22 protein-coding genes and 2 pseudogenes are annotated in these 16,121 nt (G+C 34.9%); 10 read left to right on the top strand and 14 right to left on the bottom strand.

Annotated elements, in window-relative coordinates; genetic code table 11:
- Positions 1-8 precede the first annotated feature (8 nt).
- Both copZ and MKX29_RS11520 read right to left on the bottom strand, forming a co-directional pair.
- On the bottom strand, positions 9-215 hold the full coding sequence (gene copZ, locus MKX29_RS11525) for a copper chaperone CopZ (protein ID WP_224937260.1): 207 nt from the start codon (positions 213-215) through the stop codon (positions 9-11).
- 207 nt (positions 216-422) lie between these two features.
- Positions 423-527 (bottom strand): metal-sensitive transcriptional regulator, encoded by a 105-nt coding sequence (locus MKX29_RS11520; protein ID WP_263624216.1) that lies wholly within the window; start codon positions 525-527, stop codon positions 423-425.
- A 230-nt stretch (positions 528-757) separates the two neighbouring features.
- Here MKX29_RS11520 and MKX29_RS11515 point away from each other — a divergent pair.
- Positions 758-1,222: pseudogene (locus MKX29_RS11515) on the top strand (transposase); the annotation flags it as partial.
- Between the two features lie 186 nt (positions 1,223-1,408).
- Here MKX29_RS11515 and MKX29_RS11510 read toward each other — a convergent pair.
- Entirely contained in the window at positions 1,409-1,930 is a 522-nt protein-coding gene (locus MKX29_RS11510) for a DinB family protein (RefSeq protein ID WP_341105590.1), read from the bottom strand.
- A gap of 1,081 nt (positions 1,931-3,011) precedes the next feature.
- A complete protein-coding gene (locus MKX29_RS11505; RefSeq protein WP_095370616.1) occupies positions 3,012-3,458 on the bottom strand; it encodes an Lrp/AsnC family transcriptional regulator in 447 nt (148 codons plus the stop codon).
- Between the two features lie 118 nt (positions 3,459-3,576).
- Between MKX29_RS11505 and MKX29_RS11500 the strand changes: the two genes are divergently transcribed.
- Positions 3,577-4,152: a cysteine hydrolase family protein gene (locus tag MKX29_RS11500; RefSeq protein ID WP_341105588.1), complete on the top strand. Its 576-nt coding sequence runs from the start codon at positions 3,577-3,579 to the stop codon at positions 4,150-4,152.
- 304 nt (positions 4,153-4,456) lie between these two features.
- Here the strand turns inward: MKX29_RS11500 and MKX29_RS11495 are convergent, their stop codons facing one another.
- From MKX29_RS11495 to MKX29_RS11485, 3 genes and pseudogenes are all read right to left on the bottom strand, one after another.
- Positions 4,457-5,146: an alpha/beta fold hydrolase gene (locus MKX29_RS11495; RefSeq protein ID WP_251162220.1), complete on the bottom strand. Its 690-nt coding sequence runs from the start codon at positions 5,144-5,146 to the stop codon at positions 4,457-4,459.
- Between the two features lie 149 nt (positions 5,147-5,295).
- Positions 5,296-5,661 (bottom strand): annotated as a pseudogene (locus MKX29_RS11490) (DUF6262 family protein).
- Positions 5,662-6,022: 361 nt separating this feature from the next.
- A complete protein-coding gene (locus MKX29_RS11485; protein ID WP_224937266.1) occupies positions 6,023-6,466 on the bottom strand; it encodes an SRPBCC family protein in 444 nt (147 codons plus the stop codon).
- A gap of 395 nt (positions 6,467-6,861) precedes the next feature.
- Between MKX29_RS11485 and MKX29_RS11480 the strand changes: the two genes are divergently transcribed.
- The 6 genes from MKX29_RS11480 (at position 6,862) to chrA (ending at position 10,886) form a co-directional block, all read left to right on the top strand.
- Positions 6,862-7,062 carry a cold-shock protein gene (locus MKX29_RS11480; RefSeq protein WP_095371726.1) on the top strand — a complete coding sequence of 67 codons (201 nt, stop codon included), beginning with the start codon at positions 6,862-6,864 and terminating at the stop codon, positions 7,060-7,062.
- A gap of 89 nt (positions 7,063-7,151) precedes the next feature.
- Positions 7,152-7,328 (top strand): hypothetical protein, encoded by a 177-nt coding sequence (locus MKX29_RS11475; protein WP_224937267.1) that lies wholly within the window; start codon positions 7,152-7,154, stop codon positions 7,326-7,328.
- A 75-nt stretch (positions 7,329-7,403) separates the two neighbouring features.
- A complete protein-coding gene (locus MKX29_RS11470) occupies positions 7,404-8,267 on the top strand; it encodes a GAF domain-containing protein (RefSeq protein WP_224937268.1) in 864 nt (287 codons plus the stop codon).
- 272 nt (positions 8,268-8,539) lie between these two features.
- On the top strand, positions 8,540-9,226 hold the full coding sequence (locus MKX29_RS11465) for an N-acetylmuramoyl-L-alanine amidase (RefSeq protein ID WP_341105583.1): 687 nt from the start codon (positions 8,540-8,542) through the stop codon (positions 9,224-9,226).
- Between the two features lie 161 nt (positions 9,227-9,387).
- On the top strand, positions 9,388-9,699 hold the full coding sequence (locus MKX29_RS11460) for a PadR family transcriptional regulator (RefSeq protein ID WP_180316920.1): 312 nt from the start codon (positions 9,388-9,390) through the stop codon (positions 9,697-9,699).
- An 11-nt stretch (positions 9,700-9,710) separates the two neighbouring features.
- On the top strand, positions 9,711-10,886 hold the full coding sequence (gene chrA / locus MKX29_RS11455; protein ID WP_224937270.1) for a chromate efflux transporter: 1,176 nt from the start codon (positions 9,711-9,713) through the stop codon (positions 10,884-10,886).
- 37 nt (positions 10,887-10,923) lie between these two features.
- Here the strand turns inward: chrA and MKX29_RS11450 are convergent, their stop codons facing one another.
- The 7 genes from MKX29_RS11450 to MKX29_RS11420 form a co-directional block, all read right to left on the bottom strand.
- Entirely contained in the window at positions 10,924-11,157 is a 234-nt protein-coding gene (locus tag MKX29_RS11450) for a hypothetical protein (RefSeq protein ID WP_224937271.1), read from the bottom strand.
- Between the two features lie 171 nt (positions 11,158-11,328).
- Entirely contained in the window at positions 11,329-11,661 is a 333-nt protein-coding gene (locus MKX29_RS11445; protein ID WP_224937272.1) for a YxiJ-like family protein, read from the bottom strand.
- A gap of 107 nt (positions 11,662-11,768) precedes the next feature.
- Positions 11,769-11,945 carry a DUF6366 family protein gene (locus MKX29_RS11440; RefSeq protein WP_224937273.1) on the bottom strand — a complete coding sequence of 59 codons (177 nt, stop codon included), beginning with the start codon at positions 11,943-11,945 and terminating at the stop codon, positions 11,769-11,771.
- 78 nt (positions 11,946-12,023) lie between these two features.
- A complete protein-coding gene (yiaA, locus tag MKX29_RS11435; RefSeq protein WP_373370931.1) occupies positions 12,024-12,473 on the bottom strand; it encodes an inner membrane protein YiaA in 450 nt (149 codons plus the stop codon).
- A 38-nt stretch (positions 12,474-12,511) separates the two neighbouring features.
- Entirely contained in the window at positions 12,512-12,799 is a 288-nt protein-coding gene (locus MKX29_RS11430) for a hypothetical protein (RefSeq protein ID WP_224937275.1), read from the bottom strand.
- 138 nt (positions 12,800-12,937) lie between these two features.
- Entirely contained in the window at positions 12,938-13,714 is a 777-nt protein-coding gene (locus MKX29_RS11425; protein WP_224937276.1) for a VanZ family protein, read from the bottom strand.
- Positions 13,675-14,037: a PadR family transcriptional regulator gene (locus tag MKX29_RS11420; protein ID WP_224937277.1), complete on the bottom strand. Its 363-nt coding sequence runs from the start codon at positions 14,035-14,037 to the stop codon at positions 13,675-13,677. Before MKX29_RS11420 ends, MKX29_RS11425 begins: the two co-directional genes overlap by 40 nt.
- 454 nt (positions 14,038-14,491) lie before the next feature.
- On the opposite strand from MKX29_RS11420, the gene MKX29_RS11415 reads away from it, so the two are divergent.
- Together MKX29_RS11415 and MKX29_RS11410 are read left to right on the top strand one after the other, a co-directional pair.
- Positions 14,492-14,647, top strand: coding sequence for a hypothetical protein (locus tag MKX29_RS11415; RefSeq protein WP_180316918.1), 156 nt, complete (start codon positions 14,492-14,494; stop codon positions 14,645-14,647).
- Positions 14,648-14,674: 27 nt separating this feature from the next.
- Positions 14,675-15,205 (top strand): ClbS/DfsB family four-helix bundle protein, encoded by a 531-nt coding sequence (locus tag MKX29_RS11410; RefSeq protein ID WP_224937278.1) that lies wholly within the window; start codon positions 14,675-14,677, stop codon positions 15,203-15,205.
- Positions 15,206-16,121: the final 916 nt, after the last annotated feature.

The following is a 16,121-nucleotide window of genomic DNA, read 5'->3' as shown; positions in this document are numbered from 1 at the left end:
CGCTCTTCTTAGGCAACATCATAGCCTTGCTCTTCAATCACTTCGGTAATATCTTTCAAGTCTACCTTTTCCGGGTCAAAGGCTACGTCTACTTTTCCATCTTGCAGATGCACTTTTACAGTTTCCACACCCTTCAGTTCTCCTACATTTCCCTCAATTGAATTAACGCAATGTCCACAAGACATTCCTTGTACATTAAGTGTAACTTGTTGCATAATAATTCCTCCTTAAATGACTTTACTAGTTTTAATATATTCACATTACCATACCTATGTTAGGTATAATAAATAGTAAATTTTTGATTAAATTTTGTGATTTTTGAAAAGGTCGTTAAAATTCTTCCACCGGATCATCTTGTCTTAACCGTTCACAATCACACAAAGTGTTAATATAACTCTCTAACAAAACGCGGGAAACAAGATCTAATGCTGTTTGGGCTGCTGTATTTGATGTAAAATATCATCACAAAAATTTTTTCTCGTCATCATATTTTTTATTCCTTTAATATGACCCTCAATTCTGTTCATCCTCTTAATGAAGTTTATCTTGTAAATCACTTGGATAGTTTCCACTTTCTTTTTCTTGACTGCTGCATCATGTTTCATTAGAAATCATGATCAATTCGTCCATTCTTATCCCCCCTCTAGATATAGAATTAACTGCCGATATACCGGATTGACAAAACCAATATTACTATACCCTCGTAGGGTATGTCAACTTTTAAATAAAATGCCAGCAAATGATTACTGGCTTACAAACCGCATTTCATTTATTTGGTGAGAAATTATATCTTTTCCCCCATACTAGATTTATTTAATGGTGTAAAAATCGTAGCCTATAATATTCAAAGCCCTCCTCATATGGACTTGTTTCAGATATGTTAGTCAGAGCTTTTAATGCTTATCCGAAGTAGATGCGCCTATCTTACATTCAGATTAATATTGGCATTATCAAATGAAAGAATACTCTTATGCATTAAAACAAAATGGTATTACTCAAAGTATGTCTCGTAAAGGCAATTGTTTAGATAACACAGTAATTGAGAACGTCTTTAGTCTATTAAAATCGGAATTATTTTTATGTAAGAATTTGAGAGTATGGCTCAATTCAAGCGTGAGCTTGAACTCTATAACGAATACTACAATCACAAACGTATGAAAGGGAAAAATTAAAAGGATTGAGCTCGGGGCAATACCGAATACAATCCTCCATAGCTGCTTAACTTAATATAATGTCTAACTTTTTGGGCTCACTTCATTTGGTATAAGCGCCCTTTAATGAAATAAACACTCGAATTGATTTATCTATTAGTGTGAATAATTAGCAAATGTTTCTTAAACACATTTATTGATTTTATAATTATCTAAAGCCAGTCAGTTAGTCAAGAGGGATTATAAGTTCCCTTTCTTTAACACTTACCATATTGTAATTCCCGAAGCATTTGAAAAATTTGACCTCTATGATGTGATTCATGTTCAATCAAATGGTAAACAACCCACTCAGGTGTGACGTCATAATGTTCAAGTGCTCTCGGTTTACGCCAATCGGTTAGGTCCATTGAACGAAAGTGAGAAAGAAATACTTCACGTACCTTATTGAGCCGGTAAAAATGGTCCTCTATACTTTCTCCCTCAAAGTGAGTTAAATTGCCTTCAGTTCGATGTTCTAAAGGAAATAATGAGCTAATTTCAGGATCCCAATCGGTTCCAAGTACTTCTACATATAACCAATCTGCCTCGATCAATGCAATGTGATACAAAAGAGTCCCAATTGATTGCCTTCCGACTATTTTTCTGTCAATTAAGCTTTGGCTGATTCCAGTTAATTCAGTAATAAGAGTACGTCGAACATCCGCTAAACACCATATCCATCGGCCAATCTCTTCTTCATATTCTGGTAATGAGGATACCAGTAAAGCTCTTCTCTCCAACAAGATCAACCTCCTCTAATTAAAATACTTACATTCTATTAAAAATGGATGTTTCCTTCTTTTAAATAAAAAAATTCTTTCCGTACTTCACAAACTCCCCCTTTAGCTGAAAGAAGGCACAATTCTTTTCAAGAATTGCGCCCGATTGTTTAAAACAATATCTCAGTTCTTACACACAATTTAATCGTTTTACTGTAACTTGTTATTTACAATACCTCTGAGCTTAGGGAATTCAGAAATCATAATAAGTGTATGTAACCACACTTAAAGAACCCAAAACACTATATTCAAAGTTAATAAACTCAAACCAACCTTTGCTTACCAAAAACATCACAACAATCATTACTAAATATGGAAAAATCATTATAAAATAAAATCCTATACCTTTTCCAAATTGGAAAAATGAGTTCCATTTATTCTCATCTTTATTAAAAACCCTTCCAAGGGGTCGCGAAAAAAAACAAAAGTACAGCAACATAAAGAGCAGACCCTATGATATCTAACAGAATATAAGAAATAAGAAACAAAAGTATATCCATACCTACCACCTTTAATCTTATGTCACACTCGTGCCAGTTGCCCCTTTTTATTCCGGTGTGCTCCAAAATAAAAATCCTACCTACGAAAAAAATCACCAAAACAATTAATATAATGTTGCAGAAACGTATAATAAAATCTTTCCGAATAGATTCCTTTTGCTAAACAAATATAAAATCAAAGTAATAACTAAAAATATTAAGCCAGTTATCATTGTGACATTATCGTTAACCAATGTACCTCCGACCAAAAAAAAAACAGCCATGGAAATAATGCTCACAATCAAACTTATGAAAGAAATAATCCCATATTTCTTCGTTCATTTGTCAAAATATATCGCCCCCAATTACCATTAATTTTAATATATACTATGCAACAATCTGGCCCTTAACATCAAAAAGCACTTACCTTTATTTTCAAGATAAGCGCCCTTTAATGGAAGATCGTTCAACAGTATTAAGAGCCTTCTAGTCACTTAACTATTACAGATAAGCCCCCTTTTGTTTAAGCAGAATACTTCACAAAACTTCTTTGAAACAAATGTTTATTGTAATATGGCAGTCAACGGATTACGTTGTTTAATCTCTTGTATTGATAGGTTTAAACTATAGTTCCCATGATCGAGAAGTTGATTAAGAAGAAGATTCAATTGATTTTGGGATTTAACTTTTATTTTTAAATGGTAACAGCCTTCTCCAGATACTCGGTGAGCTTCAACTACCTCTTTTCGATCTTTAATAAAACGAATAAAAGCAGCATGATTAGCTGTTTTCATATGAACAATGACAAACGCTGTATAAGAAAGCCCGAGTTTCATTTCATCGATTATTAGGGAGTAGGCTTTAATTACACCACTTTCCTCAAGTTTTTTAATACGATTCCCTACTGCTTGTCCAGTCATATGAATTTGTCCTCCCAAGTCCTTCCATTGAATACGTGAATTTTCGGTTAGTAACCGTAGAATCTGAAAATCAATTTGATCAATTTCCATAATAAATTCCTTTCACCGTGAAATTATTTGATATAAAAGTTTTTCATCAAAGTATCGATAAAAACCAAGCTATTATTTATCATTTTATTATAATAAATTTTTTAATGAGGTGAAAAAAATGAACACAGCTTTAATCATTGTCGATATTCAAAATGACTATTTTCCAAATGGAAAGATGGAATTAAGCAACCCCGTAAAAGCGGCCTCTAATGCTGCTAAAGTTCTTGAATGGTTTAGACAGAATAACAAAGATAATATTTTTCATGTCCAACATATTGCAAGTAATCCAGGTTTAGGATTCTTTCTTCCAAATACGGAGGGAGTTCAACTAAATGAAACTGTTTTACCATTAGAACACGAAAGTATTATCATAAAACATGCACCTAACAGCTTTTTTAAAACCGAACTAGAGCGCAAATTAAGAGAAAAAAGAGTGACCAAGCTAGTGATTGTAGGTATGATGACGCATATGTGTATTGATGCCACAGTCAGAGGTGCTGTAGAGCTAGGCTTTGAAACTACTCTTATTGAAGATGCATGTGCGACAAGGGGATTATCTTATCAAGATAAGGTCGTGCCAGCTGAACAGGTTCATTTTGCGTTTGTCAGTGCACTTAATGGTATGTATGCCAACGTAATATCAACTGAGGATTTCCTGCAACAAGAAGCTAACACAATCTTGAAGAACAAATAATTCAATACTAATGGGGGGTTGTTTAAAAAGAATCTCCCTTTTTGCTGTTGTTTAAACTAATTAATAAGGTATCCTTCTTCAACTGCAACCGTTAGCTTAAGTGTAACTTCCCACAAATAATCTTTAATCAGGATATCTACTGTCCTTAATTCCTCAACAATATGGCCCTATTGCTCAATACCAATTATTTCAAAATCATTCGCTCAACTCAATCTTTTTTCTGTGAAAAAGGACGTTTACCTTATTTCAGATAAGCGTCGATTGTTTAATAAAAATTAGGATAACAGTAAAAGTGTACTGAAACTCATGAATTAAGAAAACTTTTTACAGCAGCTAAGAAGGCTGGTAAATTAGCATCATGCACAAAGTGCCCAGCATCTTCTATCGTCACCAATTCGCAATTCGGGATGCGTTCAGAAACTTCCTGTAATTTGTTTTGAGGAATATGACTGGACTCACCGCCTATAATTAGAGTCGGCATGATAATGTCGGTAAGACGCGCCCACCATTCGGGATTGGGTTCATTAAGTTGCTGTAGAATCGAAGACACAACAAGCCAATCAAACGGTAGGGGATCAGAAGGTTTGGAAGGAACTTCGATCGGCTTATCCGGAAAAGGAGGAGGAGTGTCTTCAATAATCAACCGTTCTATCCTTGACGGAAATGTTTCCGAGAAAAGATAGGATACTGTTCCCCCCATGGAATGACCAATTAGCGTAAATCGTTCTAAATTCATAGCATTCGCAAAATGAAGCAAGTCATCGGACATCAGTTCAAAAGAATATGTACTAGTTCTCGCACTCCCACCGTGACCCCGTTGATCTAAAGCTAAAACGCGATATTTTTCTCCTAATACAGCAGCCACTTGATCCCATGATTCTGCACTTTTTCCCAGCGCGTGAAGTGCAACAAGCGGTGGTGCGGAAGGTTCTCCACTCTCGCGATATTGAAAAGTGAGCCCATTCAATTCAATTTGATTTACTAGGGTTTCCATCTCCGATCATCTCCTATGGTGGGTTTCGTCATATGAAACCCGATTTATTTAATGTCCATACCTATATATTTCAGCGAGTGTGTGAATATTCCCTGCTCATCTTCAACAGTATGGTCCTTTAATTGAACAAGATAGGAAACGGAGTTCCCTCAGATTTTTTTATAAACTTCTTCATAGGAAATTTTAACTGCTCACGTAATTCCTTTTTTTCTTCCTCTAACTTCTTAACCTTACGTTTTATTGAAGCAATCATAGCTTCTTTGGTGTTTTTTTTATCCATTTCACGTTTGATTTGCTTTGCAGTTGGGACTTGTGCTTGTTGCATACGTAAAGATTTCGATTCGCTCACTAATTTCTGTGTTATTGTATAGTGCCGCTTTACTAACTCCTGCCTCTTGTTGAGCAACACTGTTAAAATTCAAGCTTTCTTTGGCCTATATAAGGCGTTTTATTGAAGTATGTTTTGATTTAATCTCAAAACATGCTAAAAAAATACTCTTCTTAAAGTAAAGCATCCGATCGTAATATAATGTTAGCCAGATTTTTCTGGTTGACCTTTTTAGATAAGTCATATGATAAAAAACGTGAAGTAGGAAACCCCTTCAGAGTAGCAATTATTGCCTGTGTAAATAAGCTTTTAAATTGGTTACTCCTTACTAAAAAACAGAACTATTTTCAAGGATATAGATTAGGAACTATATCTATCTAAATACAACAAAACCCTCCAAAAGTGAGAAAGTGGAAGGTTATTTGGCATGATCTATTTTAATATGTAATATGTCATTGTTGTTTGAAATATTTTAATGAAAATGTTGACAAACTATAAGCTGGTTTAGTTCAATAAGAATGCACAAAATAATAATAGTCGGTTTTTTATTAATGGATTAATGAAGCTCTCAAATCACTAACACCATTTTCCAAATAGCACTTTAAACAAGTTAGCATATAAACCCAACCTTCTTTTTGTCCTAGCATTTTGTTTACTATTTCAGGGTCATCTTCATTAAGACCTGATTCGTTCACCTCAATAATTGTTCTCGCATTATCCAACTCTTTCAGTGTAATTATAACAACTGTTTCTTCATCAGATTCTCCGCCCCATGAAAACACGATTTTCTTATTTTTTTCGATTTCTAATACATGTATAATACCTTCTGCTTCGTATTCATCATATCTTAATGTAATAGTCTTGCCCTGTTCCCATCTTTCAGAACTCGATGAGAACCAAAAGTTTCCGATTTTGAAAGGGTCTACTATGGCTTCAAAAACCTCATTTGCTTGCTTATATATTTTAAATTTCGTAGTTACTTGGGTATCCATAACAAAATCAACTCTCTTTCAGAATATTTAATACTTGTTCTATTATATCCTACGGTACTCTTTCTTTACATTAATGCTTCTTATTTAACTAAACTGCATCTTTACTTTAAGTATATCATCAAGCAAAGTCCTATTCTTTAAATCCTGCATACCTAAAACATTAAACTGACTTTTGAAATCCAGCCCCTTGCTAGTCTTATCTTTTTTTACATTAAATAACACCTTCCTGTATTTGCTAATATCATTGAAAAATGGTATGATGAATATAATTATTTTTGTTCGGTGTAAAATTGAGAGAGAGGAAATCTCTTCTAAGGAATTTTTTGTCTTAAAATCGTATGTTTGAACAAGGGTAGTAATACATTTGTGGTAACCCCACAACAGGAGACGATAACATGGAAACAGGTACAGTAAAATGGTTTAACGCAGAAAAAGGTTTTGGATTTATCGAGCAAGAAGGCGGAGAAGATGTATTCGTACATTTCAGCGCAATTCAAAGCGAAGGCTTCAAATCTTTAGACGAAGGTCAAAAAGTAACATTTGACATCGAACAAGGTCAACGTGGTCTTCAAGCAGCTAACGTTAACAAAGCATAATTACTATAGAAAAAAAGACTCCATCTAGGAGTCTTTTTTTCATTAACGGTAAGGACACATTATCTTCACTAATGAAAGGGATTGAGATTATGAGCGTAGAAATGTTTCGTATCGGGGAAATGGTAAATATAAAAAGGACGAAAGAGCAAGTGATTATATCAAAAAGCCAGTATGTAAAAAATATGAAAAGATACTCTTATGTCGTTAATAAATATCCTGGTACATTTTTCTTTGAAGAAGAATTGATGAAGCGCGAAAAGAATTAAGTTCTTGCATCTGTAATCAGTGATTCTATTTTTATGCTAAAATTATAGTATCAATCAATTTTGGAGAGATGTTCGATGATCAGTAAAGTAAAGGATAAAACAGTTTACCAATCACTAGTGGATACGTCTACTAAATTATTTGCGTTGTTAACTAAAAAATTAGATGTCAATTCTGCATATATAGCCAAAAAAGTAGGCAATAAAATGACTGTTATTAATTCCTATAATAAAGTGGAATTTATCATACCAGACGATATTGCTGTTGATTATCAAGAATCGAATTGCAAACTTGTATTAGAAAATAATGAACCTGCGAAAACCGTGATGAATTTAATGGCTGATGAAGAAACAAAAAAGCGAAAAATCACCGATGAGCTTGGGGTGAAAGCCTTTATTGGTGTTCCGTTAAATCGCACAGATGGATCAAACTTCGGCACGCTCTGTTTAATGGATAAAGATGAAAAAACCTTTACCAATGAACAAGTGGAAATGGTCCAGTCCATTGCCGATGTCCTCTCCTATATTATTGAACTCGATGACCTTTATGAAGATATCGATTTACTCAGCGTACCCATCATTCCGATATCAAAAGGGATTGCTATCTTGGCACTACAAGGCAACGTCAACGATAAAAGGGAAAGAAAAATTCTTGAGGATACATTAAATTATACATTAAGCCATAAAATTTCTTCTTTTCTCATCGACTTATCTGAAATGCAAATCTCTAATTATGAATTTTCCGACGCACTTAATCGATTAGTCTCTGCTCTTAAACTTATGGGCGTGAAGGTAATGCTTTCGGGTATTCCAACCGCACTTGCTAGCTCAACAAGAATGAGAGACCAATTCCAAGATTTAGAAGTGACATTTGTCAGAAGTATTGAAGGCGGACTAAAAAAATTAGGTTATCAAATTGTGGAACGTGAAGAAGAGCAGTAACTCCTACTGCTCTTCAGCAATTTCCCCGTGTCTTAACCTTCCTATTAGAAGAAAGCCTCCGCTCCCCTCTTTATCGACAGCAAGACCATCATAGTCATTCCCGCTTTTATAAGCTAAATATCTCCATACCTCTTTAATGACCTTGTTTAGAATCTACCTCTTCCTACTAACCTTCCTTGTGCGAATCAATCAAATGGTTAAAAAGTAGTTTAAGTGTACAAGCACTAAATACATCCTTTGCATAAAACTATTAGAAAAGGAGGTATTTTCATATGGTAAAAATATATATCGATCCTGGTCATGGTGGTACTGACCCTGGAGCAGTAGGTAATGGTTTACAGGAAAAGAACCTTACACTACAAATAGCTACAAAGGTAAGAGATTTATTATTAGGATATAGTAATGCTGAGGTACGAATGAGTCGAACAGGTGACCAAACCGTTTCTCTTGCCCAAAGAACAAACGATGCCAACGCTTGGGGGGCCAATTACTTCTTATCCATTCATATTAATGCCGGTGGCGGTACTGGCTATGAGGATTATATCTATCCTGGATCCGGCACACCTACAACAACCTATCAAAATATCATCCATGAAGAAATAATGAAAGTCGTTAACTTCGCCGATCGTGGGAGAAAGCAAGCCAATTTTCACGTATTAAGAGAAAGCAATATGCCTGCTATTTTAACAGAGAACGGTTTTATTGACACAGTTGCTGATGCCAACAAATTAAAACAAGCGTCATTTATTCAAGCTATTGCCCAAGGACATGTAAATGGACTCGTACGTGCCTTCAACCTGGTTCCATCAGGAGGAGCTATCTATCATACAGTTGTCAGCGGAGATACTGTATATGCTCTCGCCAATAGATATGGTAGCACTATACAGCAAATCCGTAACTGGAATGGATTAGATGCAAATTATACGATTTATCCGGGTCAAATTTTGCGGGTGAAATAAAAGAAAGAATGGACCCCATTGATAGGGGTCCATTCTTTTATACTTTCAAAATAGATTCCTTTAATTGAACATATAAAAACCTTTACATATAAAATGATTTATATTAATATTGTTATCGAAAACCGATATCGGTATTGGAAAACAAAAGGGAGTCCTTATGGTTGGAAAACAATAAGATATTAAGAAAGTTATTTTTGGGCTTTATCCACATTCATATTTTACATCATGCCAAAGAGCATCCCATATATGGAAGCTGGATGTTAGACGAATTAAGAGAACATGGTTATACCATTAGCGCAGGTACACTATACCCTATATTCCACGGAATGGAAGCTGATGGTTTATTGTTAAAAGAAGACCAATTGGTAGATGGAAAAATAAGAAAGTATTATCGCATTACTGAAAAAGGTGAAGCTATTTTAATTGAAGCAAGAGCAAAGGCCTATGAATTATTCAAAGAAATTAAAGAGTAAAGGAGTCCTGCATGCAATACTTTAAAAAACTACTTGAGATTTTCATTGTATCAACAAGACTTGGTTTCACTTCTTTTGGAGGACCAGTCGCACATTTAGGTTATTTTCATCAGGAATATGTTCGAAAAAGAAAATGGATGGACGAAAAAAGTTATGCTGACCTCGTAGCATTAAGTCAATTTCTACCTGGCCCAGCAAGCAGTCAAGTCGGAATTGGCATTGGTGTCATGAGAGGTGGCGTTTTAGGTGGGATTGTATCTTTTATTGGCTTTACAATGCCCTCAGTCATTGCTCTTATTTTATTCGCTTACTTTGCTCAACAGCTTGGTCTAATGGAATTTGGCATCATCCAAGGGTTGAAAATAGTTGCTGTAGTCATTGTCGCTCATGCCATTTTAGGGATGGCTAAGAGTTTAACCCCTGACTTAACTAGAAAATCAATCGCTTTATTCGCGCTTTTGATCACCTTACTTATTCCCCATAACCTATCGCAGATTGGGGTCATTTTGGTAGCTGGATTGCTTGGTTATTTTATGTTTAGTAAAAAAGAGGAGCATGACGGTTTATCATTACAAGTACCGTTATCAAAGAAGATAGGATTGGTTTGTTTAAGCTTATTTTTCGGGCTTTTAACCATCCTTCCAATTTTAAGCAGTTTAATTTCAAATACTTGGCTAAGTATGGTTGACAGTTTCTACCGGGCTGGTGCATTGGTATTTGGAGGAGGGCATGTAGTTCTTCCCTTATTAGAAAGAGAATTTGTTCCTACTGGATTTATTAGTGAAGAAGCCTTTTTATCTGGTTATGCCGCTGCGCAGGCTGTGCCTGGTCCACTATTTACCTTTGCAGCATTTATTGGCGCTGATATGAATGGGTGGTTAGGAGGCATGATTGCAACATTTTCTATCTTTTTACCTGCCATACTGCTTATCTTTGGTGTCTTACCCTTTTGGCATGCATTAAGGAAGAATCATCACATAAGAGGAGCATTTATTGCCATTAACGCTGCTGTTGTTGGAATACTAATATCAGCCTTTTATATGCCCATATGGACGAGTGCTATTATTACGCCATTAGATTTTTCCTTAGCAGCTATATTATTCTTTATGTTGGTTTATTGGAAACTCCCCCCGTGGCTCATTGTTTTAGCTGGCGCACTAGGGGGAGTATTGATAGAAATGACTTGAACACCTTTAAGCCGTTATTATAAAATAACGGTTTACTTTATTTTTGCTTCATCTTCAATTGATTTTCTAGCTCCGTTACACGATGCTCTAGTTTCTGCCTTTCATCAAGCTCCATTCTTAATTTTTCCTCCATCAATTCTCCGTTTTTTAAATACCTTTTTATGACCTTACTCGTGGCTACAAATACAATGATAAGTAAGGTAGGAATGATAAGAACAAATGTCAATATTATGATTCCATTCACCAATGAAAACATATCCCCAAACCCCATGGCTCCTACTCCCAACTAAATGAAAATCTTATTGCTTAATTAGTATATAGGACACATTTTCATATAGCCACTCTTTATTTTCCACAAATATGTTATTAATATATAAGAAACAACTAATAGCATAAACTGAAACTTCAGCTAATAAAAATTTGTTACCATATTCATTAACTTCTATTCCACCAAATACGTTAACAGTAACACACGTACCTCATCGTACAGCATATATTCATCTAAAAAATGAGGATAATCTCTCATTACCCGTTTTAAAAACTCATATGTAGGGAACTGCTCAAAAAAGTCGGATGTCAATAATGATACTTGCCTTTGTGAAAGCTGATCTTGGCGGTTGTTGGCAACGTAACTTAGACTACCTGCTATATTCATCCAGTATGTATGTAAATCTACAGTTAAATCCTCTAATGGATACGAATCACCAAAATCATTATCGATCTTTGTTAAGTCTTCAAATGGCATGGGATGATATAGATTTTCCTTTTTTTCCATTAACTGTTCGAATATTGTTTGTTTATTGATATGCCCACCACCGATTAGACGCTATTTGTTAACACAGGGATAATAAAGGTTTCTATCGAGAGCTACTTTTCCCAGTATCAAAAGAACCACTGATAAAAGAAAAAACCCCCAATAACAATAATTACGAGTAAGAGTAAATCGTTCCAGCCCATCCCACTTACATCAGGTGACGGACTCTGACTTTTATTAATGCTATCATTTAGCGTAACTGTGGGAGGATTCTCCTCCTGCTTCTTTCTATCTTCTGATGGCATTCCTACACCCCTTTTGTTTCACACTTTAGGGAAAAGCAATAGATAGCTATATTTACTGCATTTTCCCTTTCTCCTCTATTATTCTCGTTCCCTCGCAGCTTGCGTATCACGAATATTCTTTTGCACTGCGACACTTGCAAATAAGCTAAGGACAAAAGCCATCGCATAAAATCCCTTTTCACTTAGAATAATACTACCAGCGTTATATAACCCAATGGCCATTAATGAAACGGCGACAATTAAAGCGAACCAACTGATCCCGTAATAAATACCCGTCACAGAAATACCATCTTCCTTGTCTCTTACCGCCTTTTGTAAAGAAACAGCGGCATACAATCCAAATATTAGAACAGCAAAATAATAGCCCTTCTCATTGAGTTCCATCGCAGCATTAAATAGACCGATGATATAAGCCGTCACACCTACTAATAGGGCTGCCCATGAAGCACCTTTAAAAGCTGCTGATGGTTCCCCTTCTTTTCTTTCTTCTTTCACTTTATTACTAGTCTTTTTCGCCTTCTCTACCATCAACTCTTCATCACTCGACAATATAACCTCCACCTTTCTCAACCCCACCACATGGCTAATACAAAAGTTGACCAGATTGACATGATGAAGCTTATCATAACTACCACTACAAGGGTTTCCAAGTATTTTACCTTCATTCTATGTTTAATTACTCGGTAAAATGTTATCGCAATCGCTAGCATATAAAATAAATAACTGCTTATCGTTACAATGGTTAAAAAAGTGATTGGATAAACATTAGGCAAAATAGCATGAAGGGAATAAGCAAAATCTTGACCAAAAATGGCAAATACCGAGCCAAGGAGTAAACAAATGATCACAATCATCTTATACCTCATTTTGTTTAATTTAGTGTAATTATACACTTTGTAAATTCGTTTAGAAACGTTTATTTATGAAAAATGTAATTTTTGAGAATAAATACCTAAAAAGAGTTAGTTCGAAAACGCGAACCAACTCTTCTTTTATCCTTTATTCAATTTTAAATGAGCTTCCTTTATGAACAAATTCACCTTAAAGATCGTTTTATACATCAAGTAACCTACCATTGCACCCATCGTATTAAGGATAATATCATCAATATCAAACTGCCCAATCTGCAAGAAAAACTGTAGAAGCTCAATAGAAAAACTCGCAGTAATGGCAGTGATGGTTACGACTGAAAAAAGTCGACAATGTTTAAAAAGCACCGGAAGTAATATTCCTAATGGCAGAAAAATAAGGATATTTCCAATTGTGTTAGTGATAATAATATCCAAATTAAAGCGATCAGCACCTAAAAGATAGGTGATTGTCGTTTTAAAAGGGATAATATTTACATTCATGCCCCATTCAGATAAATTAAAGTTAAAAAAGCTCATTTGTTCTTCTCTTGATAAAAAATAAAAATTACCTGTATAACCATTAGCATAATTCATTATTCTCTCCAAGAGCCGACCAATAATTAACTGCCATAAGACGACTAGTGCAAACAATGAAAACAGCAACCAGCTACTCACCTTATAGAGCTGATAGAATGGGGAGATAGATTGATTATAACCATGTGCAATGCTTTTCTGATTGCCAAAATCAGCTAGAGCCAGCTGTACGGCCTCTTTTTCACTCTTGCCATTTTGCCTATGTTCTTGTTTCAGTAGTAAAATATGGTCTGTCATTTCATCAATGATCTCTTGCTTTTCAACATGGTCACAATCAATTGTATTTACAATTTGTTTGATATAGGATTCAACCTCTTTGTCCACTTGAGCCCCTCCGTTGTTACGTTAATCAAATCATTCACTTTTTGCCACTCGCCTAGTTTCCTACTTAATTCTGTTTTTCCACCGTTTGTTAATTGATAATACTTCCTTCGACCACCAAACTGTGAATCTTCCCAATACGCTTCAATCCAGCCATTCTTCTCCAACCTCTTTAAAGCCGGATACAATGTCCCTTCACTCATGTTATACAACTCATGACTGTTTTCCTTTAAGCTCTTCACCATCTCATATCCGTACATATCTTTTTTAGATAATAATGAAAGCAATAAAATATCAATACTACCCTTCATGATTTCTTTATCCATTCTGTTTCTCCTTTATTTGGAAAGTCGCTAACTATATTGTAATGCGATGTACATCGTATTACAAGGTAATTGTTGTCTTTATACAATGAACATACACGGTTTTTTTCCAAATTTAAGAATATCCCCATGTAAAACAAGGAAATTTTTGTTATTATTTTTGTAGTAGAAGAATATTTTATTCTGCCTCAATAAGAATTTAAGAATGGAGAGAAAGTGTGCTTAAAATCCTACAAATGATCTTATCTTTTCCCGCTTTAATTACCATCACATATATTTTCATAACGGAAGATTTCACATTGCAGCCATTGTCGTTACTGCTATTAGGGTTGATGTTACTTATTATGACTATTACTCTATTTCAACAAGGTCATAAAGGGATCGCTTTATTTTGCGCCATTGTGATGTTCATATATATGATTGTTTTCATACAAAATATCGTTTATAGGGGTATACTATGGAATTAATATACGTTTTTATTATTTTTCTTATTCTATTTCTCATTAGTGCTGTGCTTAATATTCTGTTGAAAATGACAAGAAAAAGAGACTGGCTGATTACTTTATTTATTAGTGTTTTTTTAAGCATTATTATTTACGGGGTGCAACAATAGATTTGAAAATGGAGGGATATGGCCGAAATGGATGATACAAAGGAACGCCTCTTACTGGAGAGTGAACAACATTTCCACTCATTAATGAAACTAATTGAATCTGTTCCTGTAAGAAAAAGAAGCCTTTCCATCGAGACAGCTGACCGGGATAAAAATTTCCGCGATATTCTTATGCACCTATATGAATGGCATGCGATGTTGGAACGCTGGTATAGAGAAGGCATGGCCGGAGATACACCATCCATGCCGGCACCCGGGTATAAGTGGCGAGAGATTCAACAGCTTAATCAACAAATTTGGGAAAACTACCAAGATATGAAACTCAACCAAGCAATCAAGAAATGTAAATTAAGCCATGAGCGAATCATGAACATTATCAAGTCCCATACCACTGAAGAAATCATCACCAAAAAGCATTACAAATGGACAAAAACAAGCAATCTATATAGCTATTTTGCTGCGAATACATCCAAGCACTACTTGTGGGCAATGGGGAAATGCGAAAAGATTATTGTTGAAATCAATTCAATGAATATGGTTAGTGATAGGAACAAATAGTTTTGGATGTGGATTACTCTCAGTATCCCGCTTGCGGTTCTTGTTTCTTTCTCGGATTCGGGGATTACTTTTGAATTGCTCTCATCTCCACTTTTTGATAGACAATGTTGGTTTCCTAAGTTAGAAGTACTGTTCTTCTTCTCCAACGACGAGACCATAACTTCACAAAAAGTACCCTATAGGTAGACTTTTACCTATAGGGTACATTCTTAGCCGTAAACCATTTTTATTTAATTAGCTATTGTTTCTATTATGACCCACTATTACTGTTGAATAAGGTCCTCTAAGGATGTGAAATAATATTATTTTATACAATTAGTTGATTTCAAAACGAAATTTTTTTCTTTAGAGCCACCTAAATGTTTTAATTGTCATTAAATAAAAAACAATACTTAAGCCAAGTATAATCGATATATCCCCTACTATTGGCAACTTTCCATCGAAATCAAACAATGCCTGATGGTAAATATCAGTAAGGTATGTAAACGGAATAAAATAAGAAATCGTTTCAAATATATCAGGTAATATATACAAATGAAATCATTTATCTGGGAAATGCTTTGTTGATGATTATTAGTGATTATTAACAGAAGATACACTTTCATCTGTTCTGAATCATATCACTCATTTATAACCAATAGCATTACAAATGGCAAAGACCAGCAGTCTATCTAGTATTTTTCTACGAATACCTTTAAACCTAACTTTGTGGGCATGAAATATAAACAGTTCATAAGTTTAGGGTTTCCTCGTTGTTGGAGATTTCTTCTGGATATGTTTCCTCCTCTTTAACCAGCTTTGGATACTGCTTTTAAATTATCACTTTCCTCTTCAAACGACTTACATTAGTCATTGGCCTGTCTTTTTAAAAGGTCGGAAATTCCTTTACACTCATAAAAGGGACGCCTTCTCAATG

The organism is Cytobacillus sp. FSL R7-0696 (assembly GCF_038006865.1).
Taxonomy (GTDB): domain Bacteria; phylum Bacillota; class Bacilli; order Bacillales; family Cytobacillaceae; genus Cytobacillus; species Cytobacillus kochii.
Note: the sequence above shows the minus strand (reverse complement) of the source record. Positions and strands in the feature narration are given on the sequence as shown.